We start from the raw sequence: 17,105 nt of genomic DNA, 5'->3' as shown, positions 1-17,105 counted from the left end.
CATGCAAAGCGGTATTCACGCCGCCGAGACGTCTCGGCAGCGGACGGCGCCGGAGCCGGCTCTGCCGCGTCCGAAGCGAGGCACCCTGCAAATCAAGCCGCGCTGGAAAAAGCTGCTGACCGGTTACGCGTTCCTTAGTCCGTTTCTGGTGCTGTTCATCGTCTTTACGGTCGTACCCGTGCTCGATTCCATCCGGCTGAGCTTTACTTATTACAATATGCTGGAGCCTGCGCGCTTTATCGGGCTTGCCAACTACCGGATTTTGTTTCTCGATGACGATATCTTTTTCAAGGCGATCCAAAATACGTTCATTTTCTCCTTGGTGACAGGGCCTGTCAGCTATATGCTGTCGTTTCTGCTCGCTTGGATCATCAATCAGCTGCGCGGCAAGTCGTTATTCGCGTTCGCGTTTTACGTGCCGTCCATCACGAGCTCCATCGCGCTGTCGGTCGTCTGGCTCTATATTTTTTCCGGCGACCGCTACGGCCTGCTCAATCATTGGTTGATCGACTGGGGCATCGTAAGCGAGCCGGTGCTGTGGGTGGACGACGCGAAGACGATTCTTCCGGTCGTGATTGTCGTCTCGCTCTGGATGAGTATGGGCACCGGTTTTCTCGTCTTTCTCGCCGGCCTTCAGAACGTGCCGAAGGAGCTGTACGAGGCGGGGGCGATAGACGGCGTCGGCAGCAAATTTCAAGAGCTTTGGTATATCACCGTCCCGTTCATGAAGCCGCAAATGCTGTTCGGAGCGGTAAACGCGATCGTGGCTTCGTTCGGCGTATTCGATATCGCCGTCGCCATGGCCGGCATGCCGAGCCCGAACTATGCCGGACACACGATCATCAGCCATCTGTACGACTACGCGTTCATTCGCTTTGAGCTCGGCTACGCTTCCGCCATCGCCGTCGTTTTGTTCGTGCTGACGTTCGGCCTCGGACGGATCGCCATGAAGCTGTTTTCATCCAAAGACGAATGAGAGGAGGGCCGGCATGCCGACTGTTCGCACCGTGAAGCTGGCTTGGCGGGTCAAGCGTATCGCGCTGTATTTATTCGTTGCGGCGCTCGTATCGTTCACCGCATTGCCGATCGTTTATATGGTTTCTACGGCGTTCAAGCCCCTTGACGAGCTGTTTTTGTATCCGCCGCGATTTTTTGTGCAGAAGCCGACGCTGCGTAACTTTTTCGACCTGCTGACGGCAACGGACGCCTCGATCGTGCCGTTCACCCGTTACATTTTCAACAGCGTGTTCGTTTCGGCCGCGATCGTGGCCGGAACGCTCGCCATCTGCAGCCTCGGCGCTTACGTGCTGTCAAAGTACCGGCTGCCCGGGGCGAACGCCCTGTTCGCGGTCATCATCTCGGCCCTGATGTTTACGCCGCAAGTTACGCAAATTCCGACCTACATGGTCATCTCGGGTCTCGGGATGCTCGATACGTATTGGTCGCTCGTGCTGCCAAAGCTGGCGGTCGCTTACAATATTTTCCTGATGAAGCAGTTTATCGATCAAATTCCGGACGCGCTGCTGGAAGCCGCCCATATCGACGGCGCCTCGGAATGGCGCATCTTTTGGCGCATCGTCATGCCCGTCTGCCGTCCGGCCTGGGCGACGCTCATCATCTTTTCCTTTATCGGCAACTGGAACGATTACTTCACGCCGCTTGTGTTTACGACGAGCGAATCGATGAAGACGCTTCCGCTTGCGCTGCAGACGCTGGCGGGCGGTCCCGGCGTCGTCGCCCGCTCGGGCGCGGTGGCGGCCGGCACGCTGCTCGTCACGCTGCCGCCGATTTTGATTTTCCTCGCCTTTCAGAAAATGGTCATCCATACGATGGCTTATTCCGGCATTAAATCGTAGGAGGTGGTCCTATGCTGCGGCGCGCCGCGGTTTGCTTCCCGGTCCTGTTCTTCACGCTGCTGTTCGCAGGCGCTCCCGCCTTTGCGGTGCCGCAAATCTCGTACACGCGCGATCCGCTTCACGACTACCGGATTCCGATACCGCTCGTCTATACGGTCGGCAGCGTCATTATGGATACAGGGCCGAAGCCGCTCAACAAAGCGAGCGACCTGTTTATCGATGCGAAGGGGCTCCTGTATGTTGCGGATACGGGCAACAACCGGATTGTGAAGCTTGATCCGGGCGGGCGTCTGCTGGCGGTATTCGGGGATGATCAAGGGCTGAAGTTCAACGCGCCGGAAGGCATTTTCGTCGATGAATACGGAGACATGTTCGTGGCCGATACGGGGAACGGGAAAATCGTGCATCTCGATGCCGGCGGCGCCAAGGTGGAGGAGTTTGTCAGGCCGAAGACGACGCTGATGAAGGCGAACGCCAATTTTTCACCGAGCAAAGTGATCATCGACAAGCGGGGATATTTGAACGTGCTGGACCGCAACGACCCGAACGGGTTCATTATGATCGACGGCGGCAATCAGTTTCGCGGCTACATCGCCGCCAATCACGTGCCGTTCAGCTGGCAGCAGCTTCTGATCCGCCTGCTGGCGACGCCGGAGCAGAAAGAGCAGCTTAGCAAAGCCGTTCCGCCCCAGCACGCCAACCTGACCATGGATAGCGAAGGGTACATCTACGCCCCGACGGTGCTGACCGACAAGGATCAGATCAAGAAGTTCAACGCGCTTGGGACCAACATTTTTAAGAAGGATACGTTCTACGGGGAGAAGTCGATCGATTCCGGCTCTCTCACGCTGCCGTATTTCGTCGACATTGCGGTGGACCAATACGGCATCATCAACGCCTTGGACGCCGCTTCGCGGAAAATATACCAATACAATCAGGAAGGACAGCTGCTTGCCGTTTTCGGCGGCCACGGCAACGTGAAGGGGACGTTTGAATATCCGTCAAGCATCGAGGTCGACCGGCAGGGACGAATTTTCGTGCTTGACCGGGACCGCAACAACATCCAAGTATTCGTGCCGACGCGCTTCTCCGAACTCATCCATCAGGCGAGCGCGCTGTATTTCAACGGACGTTATGAAGAAGCGCTCAAGCCGTGGCATGAAGTGCTGCAAATCGACGAAAATTATCCGCTTGCGCACCGCGGGGTAGCGAAAGCGCTCTATAAGCAGGAGCGGTGGCGGGAGGCGATGGCGGAATTTAAGTTGGCAGGCGATCAGGAAGGTTATTCCGCCGCTTTTGGGCAATATCGCAGAGCTTATGTGAAAAGCCACTTCGGCTGGGTGGTGCTGGTCATCGGCGTATCCGCTTATGCCCTTTATGCCGCGGTCAAATGGCTGCGGAGACTGGCCGATGCGATCGCAAGGAGGTTAGGCTATTGAACCGCAATTTTCCCGTTCCGGCCCGTGTCGTCCGGCCGCTCAAAATCGGGCTGTCCGTCTTTTTCCATCCGGCCGACGGGTTCCGCGAGCTTCGCGATTATCAAAGCTTGGCGGCGGCTGTCGTCCTGCTCCTGCTGTCGTTTGCCGTCAGGGTCGCCTCCATCATGTTGGCCTCGTTTCATATCGCATCGCTGCAGCCCGAAGACGCCAACATCGTGCTGGAAGCGGCTCGCATCCTGCTGCCGGCCGTGTCTTGGGCGATCAGCTGCTACTTGATCACGTCGATCATGGACGGGGAGACGTTCTTCGGCCATCATTTGCTCGCCGTATCGTATTCGCTTCTTCCTTACATCGTGTTTACGCTGCCGATTACGCTGCTGACGCTCGTGCTGACCCGCGACGAACGTTATGTGATCTATGTCCTGAACTGGCTCGTATGGGCATGGGTTGGGCTGCTGCTTATCGTCAGTCTGGCCGTCATGAACGACTATTCGCTCAAAAAAACGATCGGCGTGACGCTGCTGAGCCTGTTTGTGCTCGTCATCTTTTGGGCGGCAATCGGTCTTGTATTCGCGCTGACCAACCATGTCGTCACGTTCGTCGGCGACGTTTACCGCGAAGTGCAATATATCTGGTTCAATTGAGAGGAGGCCGTCGTCCGCGTATGAGAAAACAATGGGTCGCCCGGGCGCTGTGGGCCATCGCGCTGGCTGCAGCGCTCATCGCCGCAGCGCGGATTCGGCAGCTGCTTCCGTCGCCTGCGGATACGGCGGCAGCCGTACAGCAGCCTGGGCAGGCTGCAGTCTCTGCCGCCAAGGTGACGGTTTTGCCGCCGGAGGAAGGCTTTGCCAAAGTCGCCGAGACGGACCGGCTCGAGCTCAAGTTTCGCGCGCAGGATTCGGCCATACAAGTCAAAGACAAGCGGGACGGGCACGTCTGGCGTTCGGCATATCCGCTCGGAGACAGCAAGGTGGACGGGAACGATTTGTGGAAGGCGGACAGCCAGTCGGTCTTTCACTTAAGCTATACGAATCCGAGCACGCCGACGCTCGAAGTGCTGGAGACGAATTCGGCCTTGCTGCAGCCGGCGATGCAGACGATGCCGATCGACGGCGGGATATCGGTGCACTACGATGTTCAGCAGCTCGGGATCGGCTTCGCTGTCGAGTTCCGGCTGCAAGGCGGGGGGCTGGAAGTGCGTGTGCCGGCGGATTCGATCCGGGAATCCGGGCAGTTCGCCATTATGAAAATCGTTCCGCTGCCGTTCTTCGGAGCAGCCGGCGATGACGCCGAAGGCTATGGCTTTTATCCCGACGGTCCCGGCGCGCTTTCTTATTTTAAATCGAATCATCCGCAATATATGGAGCCTTACCGCGCCAGCGTCTATGGACCCGATCAAATCGCATTCAACGACTTCAATCGGCCGGAGAACGCCTATTTGCCGGTTTTCGGCATGAAGGTGAAGGACAGCGCGTATTTGGGCATCATTACGGAGGGAGAGTACGATTGCTCTGTCGTATACGCTCCGAGCGGCTACTTGATCAACTTGAACCGTGCGTCTGCGGAATTCACCTACCGGAGGTCGTACGAAGCCGTCAAGCAGAACGGCAATTTGGCGGTGAAGGCGGAGAAAAATTTGCTGAGCCACGACCATACGGTCCGCTATATTTTTTTCCAGGGCGATGAAGCCGACTACAGCCATATGGCGGTTGCTTACCGGACTTATTTAACGAAGGAGAAAGGGCTGACGGCGCGAATCCGGCCCGGAGACCCGATCCCGCTCGGACTCGATCTGCTGGCGGGCATCAAGCAGCAGCGCATCGTAACCGACCGCTTTTTGCCGGCCACGACGTTCGCGCAAGCCTCCGCCATCTTAAGCGTCCTGCGCAGTCAAGGAGTCGAATCGATTTCCGCCAATTTGCTGGGGTGGACGAAGCAGGATTCGGGTTCCTGCCGTCCGAGCTTCCCGCCGCATCGCAGCTGGGCGGCATGGAAGGACTGGAGGCGCTGGCGAAAACAGCCAAAGACCGCGGCGTTCGGCTGTATTTGACGGACGATTTCGTGTATGCGTTTAAGGGGAGCTCGAACGGCAGCTTCTCGGAACGCGATGATGTGATCAAAGGCGCGAACCATTTTCCGGTGACGGACCGGTTTAACGAGACGTTTCTGCTGAATGCCCGCAAGCGGAATTTGCAGTTCCGGAGCGCCTATTTGGACGCTCTGAAGACGCTGCCGGTCGCAGGCATCCAGTTCGACTCGTTCGGGTTCGTGGATTACTTCGATTATAACGAAGCATATCCGCTTTCCCGGGCGGGGACGGCTGCCGAATGGATGGAGATGATGGACCAATCGCGCGCAGCGTTCGGCGGAGCGGCGGTCACGGGCGGCAACGGTTACGTACTGCCGCATACGGACCGTATCTTCGGTCTGGGAACGGAAGACAGCGGATATTTCTTCACCGATGAAACGGTGCCGTTTTATCAGATGGTCGTGCACGGATACATCCCGTATTCGGGCACGGCGGCCAACCTGTTTCACGACCCGCAAATGCAGTGGCTGAAAGCGGTGGAATACGGCTACATGCCGTTTTATCAGCTCACGTACCAGCATTCCGACGAGCTGAAGGATACGTTTTTCGCAGATCTGTTCAGCTCCCGCTACAGCAGCTGGTCCGCCGATATCGTCGGCAAGGTGAAAGCAATGAACGAAAACTTGCGCGGCGTGTGGTCGCAGCCGATGACCGGCCACCGCAAGCTGAAGGAAGGCGTGTTTCAAACGACGTATGAGGACGGAACGAGGGTCGTCGTCAATTACGGAACTGACGTTTTCGTAGCGAACGGATACTCTGTGCCCGCACAAAACTATGCCGTATTGCCAAAGGAGGGGGCGAGGTGAAGCGACTCGGATTGGAACGGAGAAAAATGCTTGCCGGCTACGTTTACATTGCTCCGTGGCTGGTCGGCTTCGTGCTGTTTATGGTATATCCGCTCGTCTACTCGCTCTGGATCAGCTTCCACGATGTCGAAGGCGTCGGGAGCTTCCGGTTGAAATATGTCGGCTTTCTGAACTACAAGCACGCGTTCGTGCTGGATCCGCAGTTTGTGCCGCTATTTTTCTCCGTCATCCAGGACACGGTCATCAACACGCCTCTCATTATCGTCTTTTCGCTCATCATCGCCATTTTGCTGAACCGCAATATGAAAGGCCGGGCGTTTTTCCGCGCCGCCTTTTTCCTGCCGGTGCTGATCGGCTCGGGCATGGTGCTGCAGCAGCTGCTGTACGCGGGCGTAGGTCAAAAAACGCTGGTCAACGGCATCGGACTGCCGCAGTCCGCATTTCTCTATATGGGGCCGACGTTTTCGCAAATGGTGTTCGACCTGCTCAGCCGGCTGACGCTCATTTTCTGGAAAACCGGCGTGCAAATTTTGCTTTTCCTCGCCGGTTTGCAAGGCATTTCGCCGTCGCTCTACGAATCGTCCAAATGCGACGGGGCGACCGAGTGGGAGATGTTTTGGAAAATTACGCTGCCGCTCATATCGCCCGTCATACTGCTCAATTTGGTGTATACGCTCGTCGATTCGTTCACCGACGTGACGAACCGGATCATGCTGTACATCCGCAATGTCGGCTTCGTCAAAATTGAGCTCGGGTACGCGGCAGCGCTCGGGTGGATGTATTTCGCGTTCATCTTTGCCCTGATCGTGATCGTATTTGCAGCATCCAAACGGCTCATCTTTTATTCCGGCGAACGTTAATGCAAAGAAGAGGGAGGCGGATGCCGTGAAAGCCGCTCCGCAATCGCACAGGCTCCTCCGCTTTATGCGGCTGGGCCTCAGCAGGCTGACGAGCAGGAGCCGATGGTTCGGCTTCTTGTATCGTATTTTCGTCTACTTCCTGCTGATCGACTTGTCGTTTGTGTTTTTGTACCCGTTTATTTATATGGTGACGACATCGCTCAAGACGCCCCCGGATCTGCTCGATTTTACGATCAAGTGGATTCCGACGAGCATGGCGTGGCAAAACTACGCCTACGGCATCGTCGGGCTCAAGTACGGAGAGCATTTCTGGAACTCGGCGCAAACGTCGGCATTCAGCGTAATCGGCCAAGTGCTGGCTTGTTCGTTCGTCGCCTACGGCTTCGCCCGCATCAAATTTCCGGGGCGCGAAACGCTGTTCATGCTGGCGATGTTCACGCTGCTCGTGCCGCCGCAAACGGTCATCATCCCGCTTTTTATCCAGTACAAAGCGATGGGATGGATGGACACGTTCGCGCCGATCGTTGTCCCGTCCTTTTTTGCGGGCGGCTTGCGCGGAGCGCTGTTTATTTTTATTTTTCGCCAGCTGTTCCGCAACTTGCCGTGGGAGCTCGAGGACGCCGCGCGCGTAGACGGCTGCGGCAGCTTCCGCGTCTATTGGAAAATCATAATGCCGCTGACGACGCCGGCGGTGGTCGTGACCGTGCTGCTGTCGCTCGTCTGGCACTGGAACGACTATTTTGAGCCGAACATCTATTTGACATCGCAGGACAAATACACGCTGCCGATGATGCTGCCGAGGCTGTACGAATCGCTCAACGAAACGTCGGCTACGCACGGGATGGAAACGTTCGGGCTGCCGACGGTCATGGCCGCCACCTTTCTGGTCATCGCGCCGCTGCTGCTCGTATACTTGTTCCTGCAAAAATATTTCATCCAAGGCGTGGAACGCACTGGCCTCGTGGAATGACAGCCGAACCGGCGAAGGACGACGGAAAAAAGCTGACGTTCGCCGCCTGAGCGGCCGAACGCCAGCTTTTTCATTACGATTTGAACAGTTGCCGGTACTCGCCGTATCCTTCTTTTTCCAGGTCCGCCTTCGGGATGAAGCGAAGCGCCGCGGAATTGATGCAGTAGCGCAGTCCGGTGACGCCGGGGCCGTCGTCGAACACGTGTCCGAGGTGCGAGTCGCCTTCTTTGCTGCGCACTTCCGTGCGGATCATGCCGTGCGACGTGTCGAGCTTCTCCGCGATGCTCGCTTCGCGCAAAGGCTTGTGAAAGCTCGGCCAGCCGCAGCCGGAGTCGAATTTGTCGAGGGAAGAGAAGAGGGGTTCGCCGGATACGATATCGACGTAAATGCCTTCTTCCTTCGAATTCCAAAATTCGTTATGGAACGGCGGCTCCGTCTTGCCTAGCTGGGTGACCGCATACTGCATGTCGCTCAGACGCTCGCGCAGCTCCATGTCATTCTTCCGCATCCGCCAATTGCGTTCGATGAACGCTTCCCGCCCGGAGCCTTTGCTGTACGCTTTGTAGCGCATCGGATTTTTCTTGTAGTAATCCTGGTGATACTCTTCCGCCTGGTAGAACGGTCCTGCAGGCACAATCGGCGTTACGATCGGCTTGTCGCCGAAGCGGCCGCTAGCCTGCAGCTCTTCTTTGGACAGCTCGGCGAGCCGCCGCTGCTCCTCGCTGTGATAAAAAATCGCCGTCCGGTACGATTCGCCCCGGTCATGGAACTGGCCGCCCGGGTCGGTCGGGTCGATTTGCCGCCAGAACGTTTCCAGCAGCTTGGCATACGGGAATATGCCGGGGTCGAACGTAATTTGCACAGCCTCCGTATGGCCTGTGCCTCCGGCGCATACTTCCTCGTAAGTCGGGTTCGGCTTGCGGCCTCCGGTGTAGCCGGAGACGACGCGCTCGATGCCGGGCAGCTCGTCGAACGGATGCACCATGCACCAGAAGCAGCCGCCGGCGAACGTGGCCAGCTCGGTTCGTTTCACAGGTTCGTTCATATCGATGGACACCTCGCAAAAATGAATTTTTTAACACGATTCCGGCTGCGCTACCCTCGCAAACGGGCGCTTGTCCGCGAACGCTATCCTTAACCAGGACGAGCGAAAGGACGGTGCACGCCATGGCGCTGGCCAACTGCAGCCGCTGCGGAACGCTGTTTCTCATGCAGTACGACAAACACTGCAAGAGTTGCAGCGAAGCGGTCAAACAAGATGCGCACAAAGTGAAGGAGTATTTGGCGAGCCATCCTTGGGCTTCCTTAATGGAAGTGTACCACAAGACAGGCGTTTCGCTGGAAACGATTTACGGCTTGATGGAGCGCAAACGGAGCGCACTGTAGTGTAATTGTCGTATACGCTTAGCCGCGCCGGATGTAGCGCGGGCTTGGCGGAACGCGGATAACCGGGACGTCTTCGCAGCGAAGGCGTCTTTTTTGCGTGCCTGCCGGGGCACCCGATCGGCTATTTGCTAGTCATTGCTTCCTCGCGTCGAACACATCCAGCAGCAGTTCGTCCTTCGCGTCGTCCTGCATCTCCCAGCGGGCGGCAAAACGCACCTCGTGCGAAACGCCGACAATGTCGTACTTTTGTACGAGATGCTGGCGCGCCGAGCCGACGACGAGCGTATGCAGGCGCAGCTTTTTCGTCCGGCCGAGCTCGGCGAGCTGCTCGCGGACGGGCGGGGAGACGGCGCCGACGCCGTCGGTCACCATCACGAAATCGGCGTTGCGGAACGCGGGCTCCCGCTGCACGAACTCGATGCCGCGCCGCAGCGGCGCGTCGAAGTTGGTGCCGCCGCCGAACGCCATTTGCGCCAAGCTGTAAAAGCGCGGCCAGTCCGGCCGCCGGTGATATAAAATATGCTCCAGCAGTTCGCCCTTCGCCCCGAACAGCAGCAGCACAAAATCGCGCCGCTCCAAGAGCGCGAAGGAAGCGAACGCCGCCGTGAACAGCTGGGCCAGCCGCAGCTTAGGGCCGCGCATCGAATGCGACGTATCGAGCATGCAGATGACCGGGCCTTTCATCGGTTCTTCCATGCGCCCGGAAATATGGTACGTGAGCAGCTTGCCTTCCAGCCATTTGGCGTAAAAGAGCGGCTCGAACTCCGGAGCGGCGAGCAGGCTCGCTTCGCTCGGCAGCATATGCGCGATGTCGCCGGACTGGCGCAGATCGTCATAAGCTTCAGGCACGTGCGGCGCACGCGTTTGCCGGCGCTTCACCTGCAGATGGTGGACGATGCGCCCGACCTCCTGCAAAAACGCGATCAGATCCGGCTGCTTGCTCAGCTTGCCGGCCCAGCGCAAATAATGCTCGAACTGCTGCCGGCGCAGCTTGCCGAGCTCGGTTCCCCAGCGCCGGTTGGCGAGCCGCTGGCTGGCCTGGATCAACTCGCCGAGACGGAAGCTGTCCTCGTCTTCGGATTCCAGCGTTTCGCGCAGCGAGCGGTTCAGCCAGTCGCCGAGCTCGGCTTCGATCGCCGCCACCGCCTCGCGGTCGCGCCGCTCCCGGCGGCTTTGCCGCGCTTCGAGCCCGGCCAGCTCCTCCTCGGCTTTGCGCAGCTTGACCCGCAGCTTATCCCGCTTCACAAACTCCGTTTTCATTTCCTCCCGCAGCTGCTCGATCCGCTCCTTCAAGGAGCGAATTTCCTCCGAGCGCAGCGGCTTCGCATCGAGCTCCGCCTGCTTGTCCTCGACAGTTCGTTTCCCTTGCTGCAGCGTATACCCGACGAGCCGCAGCCGCTCGATCTGCTTCTGCGTCAGCCGCTCTTCGAGCCCGTCCGGCTGCTCGCCGGGGGCGGGGCGCTTGTCGCCAATGCCTGCCGCAACCGGCCGCCGCTGGCGCTCTCGCTTTTGCACTTCTTCTTCATAGGAAGCCGTAAGCCACATGAGCGCTTTCAGCGCGGTTTTGAACGAAGCGTTCACTTGGCCGGCCGTGCGCGGATGAATCGTGCGGTAAAAATATTGCCGGACGAGCGTTTCCACGAGCCAGCGGTGAAACGGAGGCACGTCCGGCGCATAGCCGGGCCTGGGCTCAGCGAGATAAAAAGCGAAGAAAAAGTCGGCGAACAGCTCCTCCGTAAACCACGGGGCCTGTCGCCGCGCTTCGCGCAGCCATTCGTGCGCCGTCCGCGAGGAGCGGACGTAGCCGTCGAAGACGTAGCGGTCGACGCGCGTGCACTCGATCATCATCGGCCTTCAGCTCCGTTACAAGGTGTAGTCGTAAGCGAATCCCGGTATGTCCTTGTCGTTGATCGTGCGGTACAGGCCTTGCAGCGTCTGCAGCGTGCGTTCCCCTAGAATGCGCAAGCGGGAAAATTTCACCGCGTACGCGTCCGGATGCAGCAGCAGCACGTTCTGCGCCCGCACCCAGTCTGCCAGCTGCTGTTCGCGCTGCTGCCAAGCGGTCAGCTTCTTCGCCAGCGCGCGGGCCGCATCTTCCAGCTCGGCGCGGCATTCGTCCAGCTGACGGCGCAGCCGCTCCGCCGCTTCCTTCGGCATGCTTGCGCCGAGCTCGCGCTTGAACTGGAAGCTGTGCAGCTCATCCTCGCGCTCCAGCCATTTGCGGGCGATCCGGTCGTACTCTTCGAGCGGCAGCTCGCGCTCCATTTCGCGCTTCAGCGCTTCTTGGAAAACGCCGTCGAACAGCTCGCGCAGCGGACCGAGGTCTTCGGGGAAATCCCACAGCATATGCGGCGTAAACACCGTATCCCAGACGGAGACGGCGGAGCGCCCGTGCAAGGCGGCCGACGTGCGCCAGACGGTGCCGATTTTTTTCCAGCGGCGGTCGGAGAGGACGTATTCGTTTTCTTCGAGCGCCGTTTTCAGCTGAAACAGCATATATACCATCGGCTCCGGCAGCTCGACGCGCTCGGCACGCTCGCGAATGTCCAAGATGTCGCGGACGGACAGCAGCGCCGGCAGCGGCCCGGACGGAGCATCGAACATCCGCTCGTAGCTGGCAATCGTCTTCAGGTATTCGACCTCATAGCGCAGCAGGAAGCGGTCGTACAGCGCCGCCAGCTGCTCGTTCTCCTCCGGCAGCTCGTTGGACGCCGCCATCAGAAACACGAGCGGCACTAGCTGCTTGTCCCCACCGTTGAAAAACATCCGCTCGTTGAGAATCGACAGGAGCGAATTTAAAATCGCGCTGTTCGCTTTAAATATTTCGTCGAGAAAAGCAAAGTCGGCCGCCGGCAAATAGCCGTCGGTGCGTCGCACATATTCGTCCTGCTTGAGCCGCTGCAGCGAGACGGGGCCGAATATTTCGTCCGGAGTCGTAAAACGCGTCAGCAAATAGTCGAAAAACTTGCCGCCGCCGAACAGCTCGGCCAGCGTGCGCGCAAGCTGCGATTTGGCCGTGCCGGGCGGGCCGACCATCAGCACGTTTTCACTGCTCAGCACACCGAGCAGCAGCAGCCGGATCAGCTCCTCGCGCTCGAAAAAGCGCTGCTCGAGGAGGCCAATCGCCTGCTGCAGCTTCGCCGTTATATCGTTTGTCGTCATCGTCATGCTCCTCTGCAAACATGCTGGTATTTATTTTACCATCGTTTTCTCCTAGAATGGAAATCATAGGGTTGTCAATCAGGAGAGGGGACGAAAAACGCGATGAAGGATACGACCGGGCAAAGCGTAACGGACAGCGCAAATTGGGAAGAGGCGACGGTCGCCGAGCTGCAGCGGGCCATGTCCGCCGGCGAATTGACGTCGTGGCAGCTCGTGCTGTATTACATGCGGCGCATCGCCGCCGTCGATCAGTCCGGCCCGAAGCTGAACGCGGTGCTGGAGCTTAATCCGGATGCGCTGCATCTCGCCGAAGCGATGGACGCCGAGCGCCGGCGGCAAGGGCCGCGCGGACCGCTGCACGGCATTCCGGTGCTGCTCAAGGACAACATCGACACCGCCGACAGCATGCATACGAGCGCCGGCTCGCTGGCGCTGGCCGATCATTACGCGGCCGAAGACGCCTCGCTCGTGCTGCGGCTGCGCGCTGCCGGAGCGGTGCTGCTCGGCAAGGCGAATATGACCGAATGGGCGAATTTTATATCGGACCGGATGCCGACAGGCTACAGCTCGCGCGGCGGGCAAGTGCTCAATCCATACAAGCCCGGGGTATATATGGCCGGGGGATCGAGCTCGGGCTCGGCAGTAGCGGTAGCGGCCAATTTGACAGCGGTGGCTGTCGGTACGGAGACGTCCGGCTCGATCCTTAATCCGGCGAGCTGGAATTCGATCGTCGGCGTGAAGCCGACGGTGGGGCTCGTCTCGCGGTCCGGCATCATCCCGATTGCCGGCAGCCAGGATACGGCCGGGCCTATGGCCCGCACCGCCCGGGACGCCGCTCTGCTGCTAAGCGCGCTCGCTGGCGTCGACGAGCTGGATCCTGCCACGTGGGCGAGCGAAGGGCGGACGCCCGACGACTATACGGCGTTTTTGGACGCGGATGGGCTGAAGGGAGCGCGCATCGGCGTGCCGACGTATTTTTACAAGTTCGTGTCCGATCCGGAGGCGAGGCTCCCGGTGTTTGAGGCTGCGCTCGAGACGATGCGCGGGCTTGGCGCGGACATCGTTCCGATTCCCGACTTCCCGCATCAGGACGAGCCGTATCGGCCCGAAGTGCTGACTCACGAATTCAAGCCGGCGCTTAACGCCTACCTTAGCCGCGTGGAGCCGCATGTGCCCGTCCACAGCTTGAAAGACGTCATCGAGTATAACGAGCGGAACGGGGAACGGATGCTTCGTTATGGCCAAGCCCGCATGGCGGCTTCGGAAGCGACGAGCGGGACGCTGACGGATCCGCCTACTTGCGGGCGCGGGCGCTCGATCTGGAACAGACGCAGGCGGGCGGCATAGACCGGGTGCTGCGCGAGCTTCGGCTCGATGCGCTCGTATCGGAGGGCAGCTCGTTCAGCCATATTCCGGCCAAAGCGGGCTACCCTTCCGTGACGGTGCCGGGCGGCTGGAGCGAAAGCGGGCCGGTCGCGGTCACGTTCACGGGTACGGCTTACAGCGAAGGCGTACTGCTGAAGCTCGCCTTTGCGTACGAGCAAGCGACGAAGCATCGCCGTCCGCCAGTATTCGATTAACGGGAGGAGGTACGGCCGATGCGCATCGGCGTCATTTCGGACACGCATTTGGGCGCGGCGGCCCGCAAACTGCCGAATGCGCTTGTGAGCGGGCTGAGCGGCGTAGATTTGATTTTGCACGCGGGGGACTGGGTTAGCCCGCACGTGGTGGAGCTGGTCGAAGCGATCGCCCCGTGCGAGTCGGTCGCCGGCAATAACGACGGGCGGGACATCGCGAGACGGTTCGGTTACGTCAAGCGGCTCACTTTCGGCGGCGTGGCGATCGGCATCGTGCACGGCGACGGAACGCGCAAGACGACTGCCGAGCGGGCACTGCATACATTCGCGGACGACATGCCGGACGTATCGTGTTCGGCCATTCGCACATTCCCGAGCTGCGCACCGTGGGCCGGACGCTGCTGCTGAACCCCGGCTCGCCGACGGACAAACGCCGGCAGCCGCGTTATTCGTACGGAATTATGACGATAGCGGACGGCCGAGCGGAGGCGGAGCTGTGTTACTACGACTCCAAGGAATGAAGGCGAACGAGAGGTTGGCTGCGGCGGGCTCTTGTTCATTTTCGCCTGGACGCAGGATTTTGCCGCTTCTTGTCGAATGTGTATGACCTGACAATCGAGAGGATAGGACTGTTTGCCGTGAAAACGCTAGTCATCGCCGAGAAGCCCGACATGGGCCGGAATATCGCGGCCGCCATCGAGCCGAAGGCGGTCAACAAGCGCTCGTATTTGGAAGGGCAGCAGTACGTCATCACTTGGGCGATCGGCCATTTGATCGGACTTGCCGAGCCGGACCATTACGACGAAAAATACAAAAAATGGCGCTTCGACGATTTGCCGATCATCCCGCAGGCGTTCAAGCTGCTGCCGAATCCGAAGACGAAAGACCAGCTCAAGGTGATCGCCGAGCTGGCCCGCACGTGCGGCCGGATCGTCAACGCGTGCGACGCCGGGCGCGAAGGTCAGCTCATTTTTTCTTATATTCAGCGCCACCTGAAGCTGACGCAGCCCGTCCAGCGGTTATGGATATCCGATCTGACGGCGGAGACGATCCGGCAAGGCTTCGCTGCGCTCAAGGACGCCGCCGAATACGAGAATTTGACCCGCGCGGCCCGTTCCCGCAGCGAGGCGGACTGGCTCATCGGGATGAACGGATCGCGCGCGTTTACGACGAAGCACAACGTGCTGCTGTCCGTCGGCCGGGTGCAAACGCCGGTGCTGGCGCTCATCTACGACCGGCAGAAGCAGATTGAAGCGTTCGACTCGCAGAAATTTTACGAGCTGTCGGCGCTGTTCCGGCAAGATGATACGGAATATCGCGGCTTGTGGCAGGGAGACCGGCTCACCGACCCGGAGAAGGCCGAGGCGCTTCGAAAGAAGGTGCACGGCAAACCGGGGCGCATTGCGTCCTACGAGGCGAAAGAGACGAAGGAGTACCCGCAGAAGCTGTACGACTTGACGCTTTTGCAGCGCGAGGCGAACGGCAGGTTCGGCTTCTCCGCGAAGAAGACGCTCGACACGGCGCAGGCGCTGTACGAGAAACATAAAGTGATTACGTATCCGCGGACCAATTCCAACTACGTCACCGAGCAGAATATCCCGGAGATGCACCGCGCGCTGTCGGCGCTGCAAGGGACAGCCTACGACGAGCTGGTGCGAGGCGCAAATCGCAGCCTTGTGCACAAAGGCAACAAAGCGCTGTGCAATCCGGAGAAGGTCGAAGACCACCATGCCATACTGCCGACGGCGAAACGGGCGAGCGGGCTGGCACCGGACGAACAGAAGCTCTACGACCTGATCGTACGGCGGTTTTTGGCGGTGTTTTACCCGGCTGCCGAATACCGCGTCCATACGGTGTTGACCGAGGTGGAAGGCGAGACGTTCAAAACGACGGTCAAACAGCTGCTCGCCGAAGGCTGGAAAGTCGTTTATGCCGATCTGGAGCATGCAAAAGCGAAGAAGGGCGGCGCCGGCAAAGATAAAGACAAGGAAGGCGAGGACGCCGAAGAAGAAACCGAAACGAGCGCCCCGTTTTCTGTGGATGCGCAGCAGCCGGTGCAGTGCACAGAGGCGGCGGTCAAAGAGAAGGAGACGCAGCCGCCGAAGCCGTTTACCGAGGGCACGCTGCTGAAGGCGATGGAGAGCGCCGGGAGATCGATCGAGGACGAGGAGCTGCGCGAGGCGATGAAGGACTCCGGCCTCGGCACGCCGGCAACGCGGGCGGCGACGATCGAACGGCTCAAAAACGTCGGCTACATTACGATGCAGGGCAAACGCATTGCCATAACGCCAAAAGGCCGCACCGCGATCGAGCTCATTCGCGGCGCGGGCATCGAGCTGCTGACGTCGCCGGAGATGACCGGGCAATGGGAACGTCGGCTCAACGAAATCGCCAAAGGGCAAGCGTCGGACGAGGCGTTCATAGACAAAGTGAAAACGTTCGCCACCCTGATCGTCGATAAAGTGCGGGGGCAGGCGAGAATGGCGAAGACAGCGTTCGAAGGCGATGCGGCTGCGGCGGCTCCCGGCAAGCGCGGCAAGGGAGGTTCCCGCAACTCCTCGGCCAAGGGGAGAGCCACGGCCTCGGCCGAAGCTGCTGCCGGAGCGGCTCAATCCGCTGCGGCAGCTGGCGGCGTCCGCACAGCGGACGATCCCGAGCGCCGGGCGGCCCCCGGTGTGATCGCCGCTTGCCCGCGCCCGGGCTGCGGCGGAGCGATTTTTATGGGAAAGAAAGGCTACGGCTGCACGGGTTACCGGACCGGCTGCGGCTTCGTCATTTGGAAGATGAGCTTCGGCCGCTCGCTGACCGACGCCCAGGTCAAGGCGCTCATCGAGAAAGGGCGTACCGCCAAGCTGAAGCTGACCGACGAGTCCGGCGCCGCCTTTGACGGCCGCATCGTGCTTGCCGATACCGCGACGGGGCGCCTGGCGGTAGAGAGATTATGAGGAGCAAGGCTCCGG

At 59.8% G+C, this 17,105-nt stretch carries 13 protein-coding genes and 2 pseudogenes; 12 read left to right on the top strand and 3 right to left on the bottom strand.

Annotated elements, in window-relative coordinates:
* Position 1: 1 nt before the first annotated feature.
* The 7 genes and pseudogenes from SD70_RS17115 to SD70_RS17080 all read left to right on the top strand — a co-directional run bounded on the left by SD70_RS17115 (position 2) and on the right by SD70_RS17080 (position 8,020).
* Positions 2 to 976: a carbohydrate ABC transporter permease gene (locus SD70_RS17115; RefSeq protein ID WP_082053438.1), complete on the top strand. Its 975-nt coding sequence runs from the start codon at positions 2 to 4 to the stop codon at positions 974 to 976.
* Positions 977 to 989: 13 nt separating this feature from the next.
* Positions 990 to 1,856: a carbohydrate ABC transporter permease gene (locus SD70_RS17110; RefSeq protein ID WP_052487554.1), complete on the top strand. Its 867-nt coding sequence runs from the start codon at positions 990 to 992 to the stop codon at positions 1,854 to 1,856.
* Positions 1,857 to 1,867: 11 nt separating this feature from the next.
* A complete protein-coding gene (locus SD70_RS17105) occupies positions 1,868 to 3,295 on the top strand; it encodes a tetratricopeptide repeat protein (protein ID WP_041048736.1) in 1,428 nt (475 codons plus the stop codon).
* Positions 3,292 to 3,939, top strand: a complete 648-nt coding sequence (locus SD70_RS17100) for a YIP1 family protein (protein ID WP_041048735.1) — start codon at positions 3,292 to 3,294, stop codon at positions 3,937 to 3,939. Before SD70_RS17105 ends, SD70_RS17100 begins: the two co-directional genes overlap by 4 nt.
* 20 nt (positions 3,940 to 3,959) lie before the next feature.
* Positions 3,960 to 6,190: pseudogene (locus tag SD70_RS40415) on the top strand (DUF5696 domain-containing protein).
* Positions 6,187 to 7,050 carry a carbohydrate ABC transporter permease gene (locus SD70_RS17085; protein WP_041048732.1) on the top strand — a complete coding sequence of 288 codons (864 nt, stop codon included), beginning with the start codon at positions 6,187 to 6,189 and terminating at the stop codon, positions 7,048 to 7,050. Before SD70_RS40415 ends, SD70_RS17085 begins: the two are co-directional and overlap by 4 nt.
* Before the next feature lie 25 nt (positions 7,051 to 7,075).
* Positions 7,076 to 8,020 (top strand): carbohydrate ABC transporter permease, encoded by a 945-nt coding sequence (locus SD70_RS17080; protein ID WP_052487553.1) that lies wholly within the window; start codon positions 7,076 to 7,078, stop codon positions 8,018 to 8,020.
* Between the two features lie 73 nt (positions 8,021 to 8,093).
* On the opposite strand, the gene msrA is transcribed toward SD70_RS17080, so the two are convergent.
* On the bottom strand, positions 8,094 to 9,065 hold the full coding sequence (gene msrA / locus SD70_RS17075; RefSeq protein ID WP_041048731.1) for a peptide-methionine (S)-S-oxide reductase MsrA: 972 nt from the start codon (positions 9,063 to 9,065) through the stop codon (positions 8,094 to 8,096).
* Positions 9,066 to 9,187: 122 nt separating this feature from the next.
* Here msrA and SD70_RS17070 point away from each other — a divergent pair, with 122 nt between their 5' ends.
* On the top strand, positions 9,188 to 9,406 hold the full coding sequence (locus SD70_RS17070) for a hypothetical protein (RefSeq protein WP_052487552.1): 219 nt from the start codon (positions 9,188 to 9,190) through the stop codon (positions 9,404 to 9,406).
* A gap of 132 nt (positions 9,407 to 9,538) precedes the next feature.
* Here SD70_RS17070 and SD70_RS17065 read toward each other — a convergent pair whose 3' ends face one another.
* Both SD70_RS17065 and SD70_RS17060 read right to left on the bottom strand, forming a co-directional pair.
* Positions 9,539 to 11,254 carry a vWA domain-containing protein gene (locus SD70_RS17065; RefSeq protein WP_041048730.1) on the bottom strand — a complete coding sequence of 572 codons (1,716 nt, stop codon included), beginning with the start codon at positions 11,252 to 11,254 and terminating at the stop codon, positions 9,539 to 9,541.
* Between the two features lie 15 nt (positions 11,255 to 11,269).
* On the bottom strand, positions 11,270 to 12,574 hold the full coding sequence (locus SD70_RS17060; protein WP_041048729.1) for an AAA family ATPase: 1,305 nt from the start codon (positions 12,572 to 12,574) through the stop codon (positions 11,270 to 11,272).
* 96 nt (positions 12,575 to 12,670) lie between these two features.
* Here SD70_RS17060 and SD70_RS17055 point away from each other — a divergent pair.
* From SD70_RS17055 to SD70_RS17045, 4 genes and pseudogenes are all read left to right on the top strand, one after another.
* A pseudogene (locus SD70_RS17055) lies at positions 12,671 to 14,148 on the top strand (amidase).
* Positions 14,149 to 14,166: 18 nt separating this feature from the next.
* Positions 14,167 to 14,553, top strand: a complete 387-nt coding sequence (locus SD70_RS17050; protein WP_331436799.1) for a metallophosphoesterase family protein — start codon at positions 14,167 to 14,169, stop codon at positions 14,551 to 14,553.
* On the top strand, positions 14,496 to 14,666 hold the full coding sequence (locus SD70_RS39830; protein WP_331436798.1) for a metallophosphoesterase family protein: 171 nt from the start codon (positions 14,496 to 14,498) through the stop codon (positions 14,664 to 14,666). The genes SD70_RS17050 and SD70_RS39830 overlap by 58 nt, the downstream gene beginning before the upstream one ends.
* A gap of 117 nt (positions 14,667 to 14,783) precedes the next feature.
* Positions 14,784 to 17,090: a type IA DNA topoisomerase gene (locus SD70_RS17045; RefSeq protein WP_041048759.1), complete on the top strand. Its 2,307-nt coding sequence runs from the start codon at positions 14,784 to 14,786 to the stop codon at positions 17,088 to 17,090.
* Positions 17,091 to 17,105 lie beyond the last annotated feature (15 nt).

The organism is Gordoniibacillus kamchatkensis (assembly GCF_000829455.1).
GTDB classification, from domain to species: Bacteria; Bacillota; Bacilli; order Paenibacillales; family NBRC-103111; genus Gordoniibacillus; species Gordoniibacillus kamchatkensis.
The sequence above is the reverse complement of the archived record's forward strand: the minus strand, read 5'-3'. Positions and strand labels throughout refer to the sequence as shown.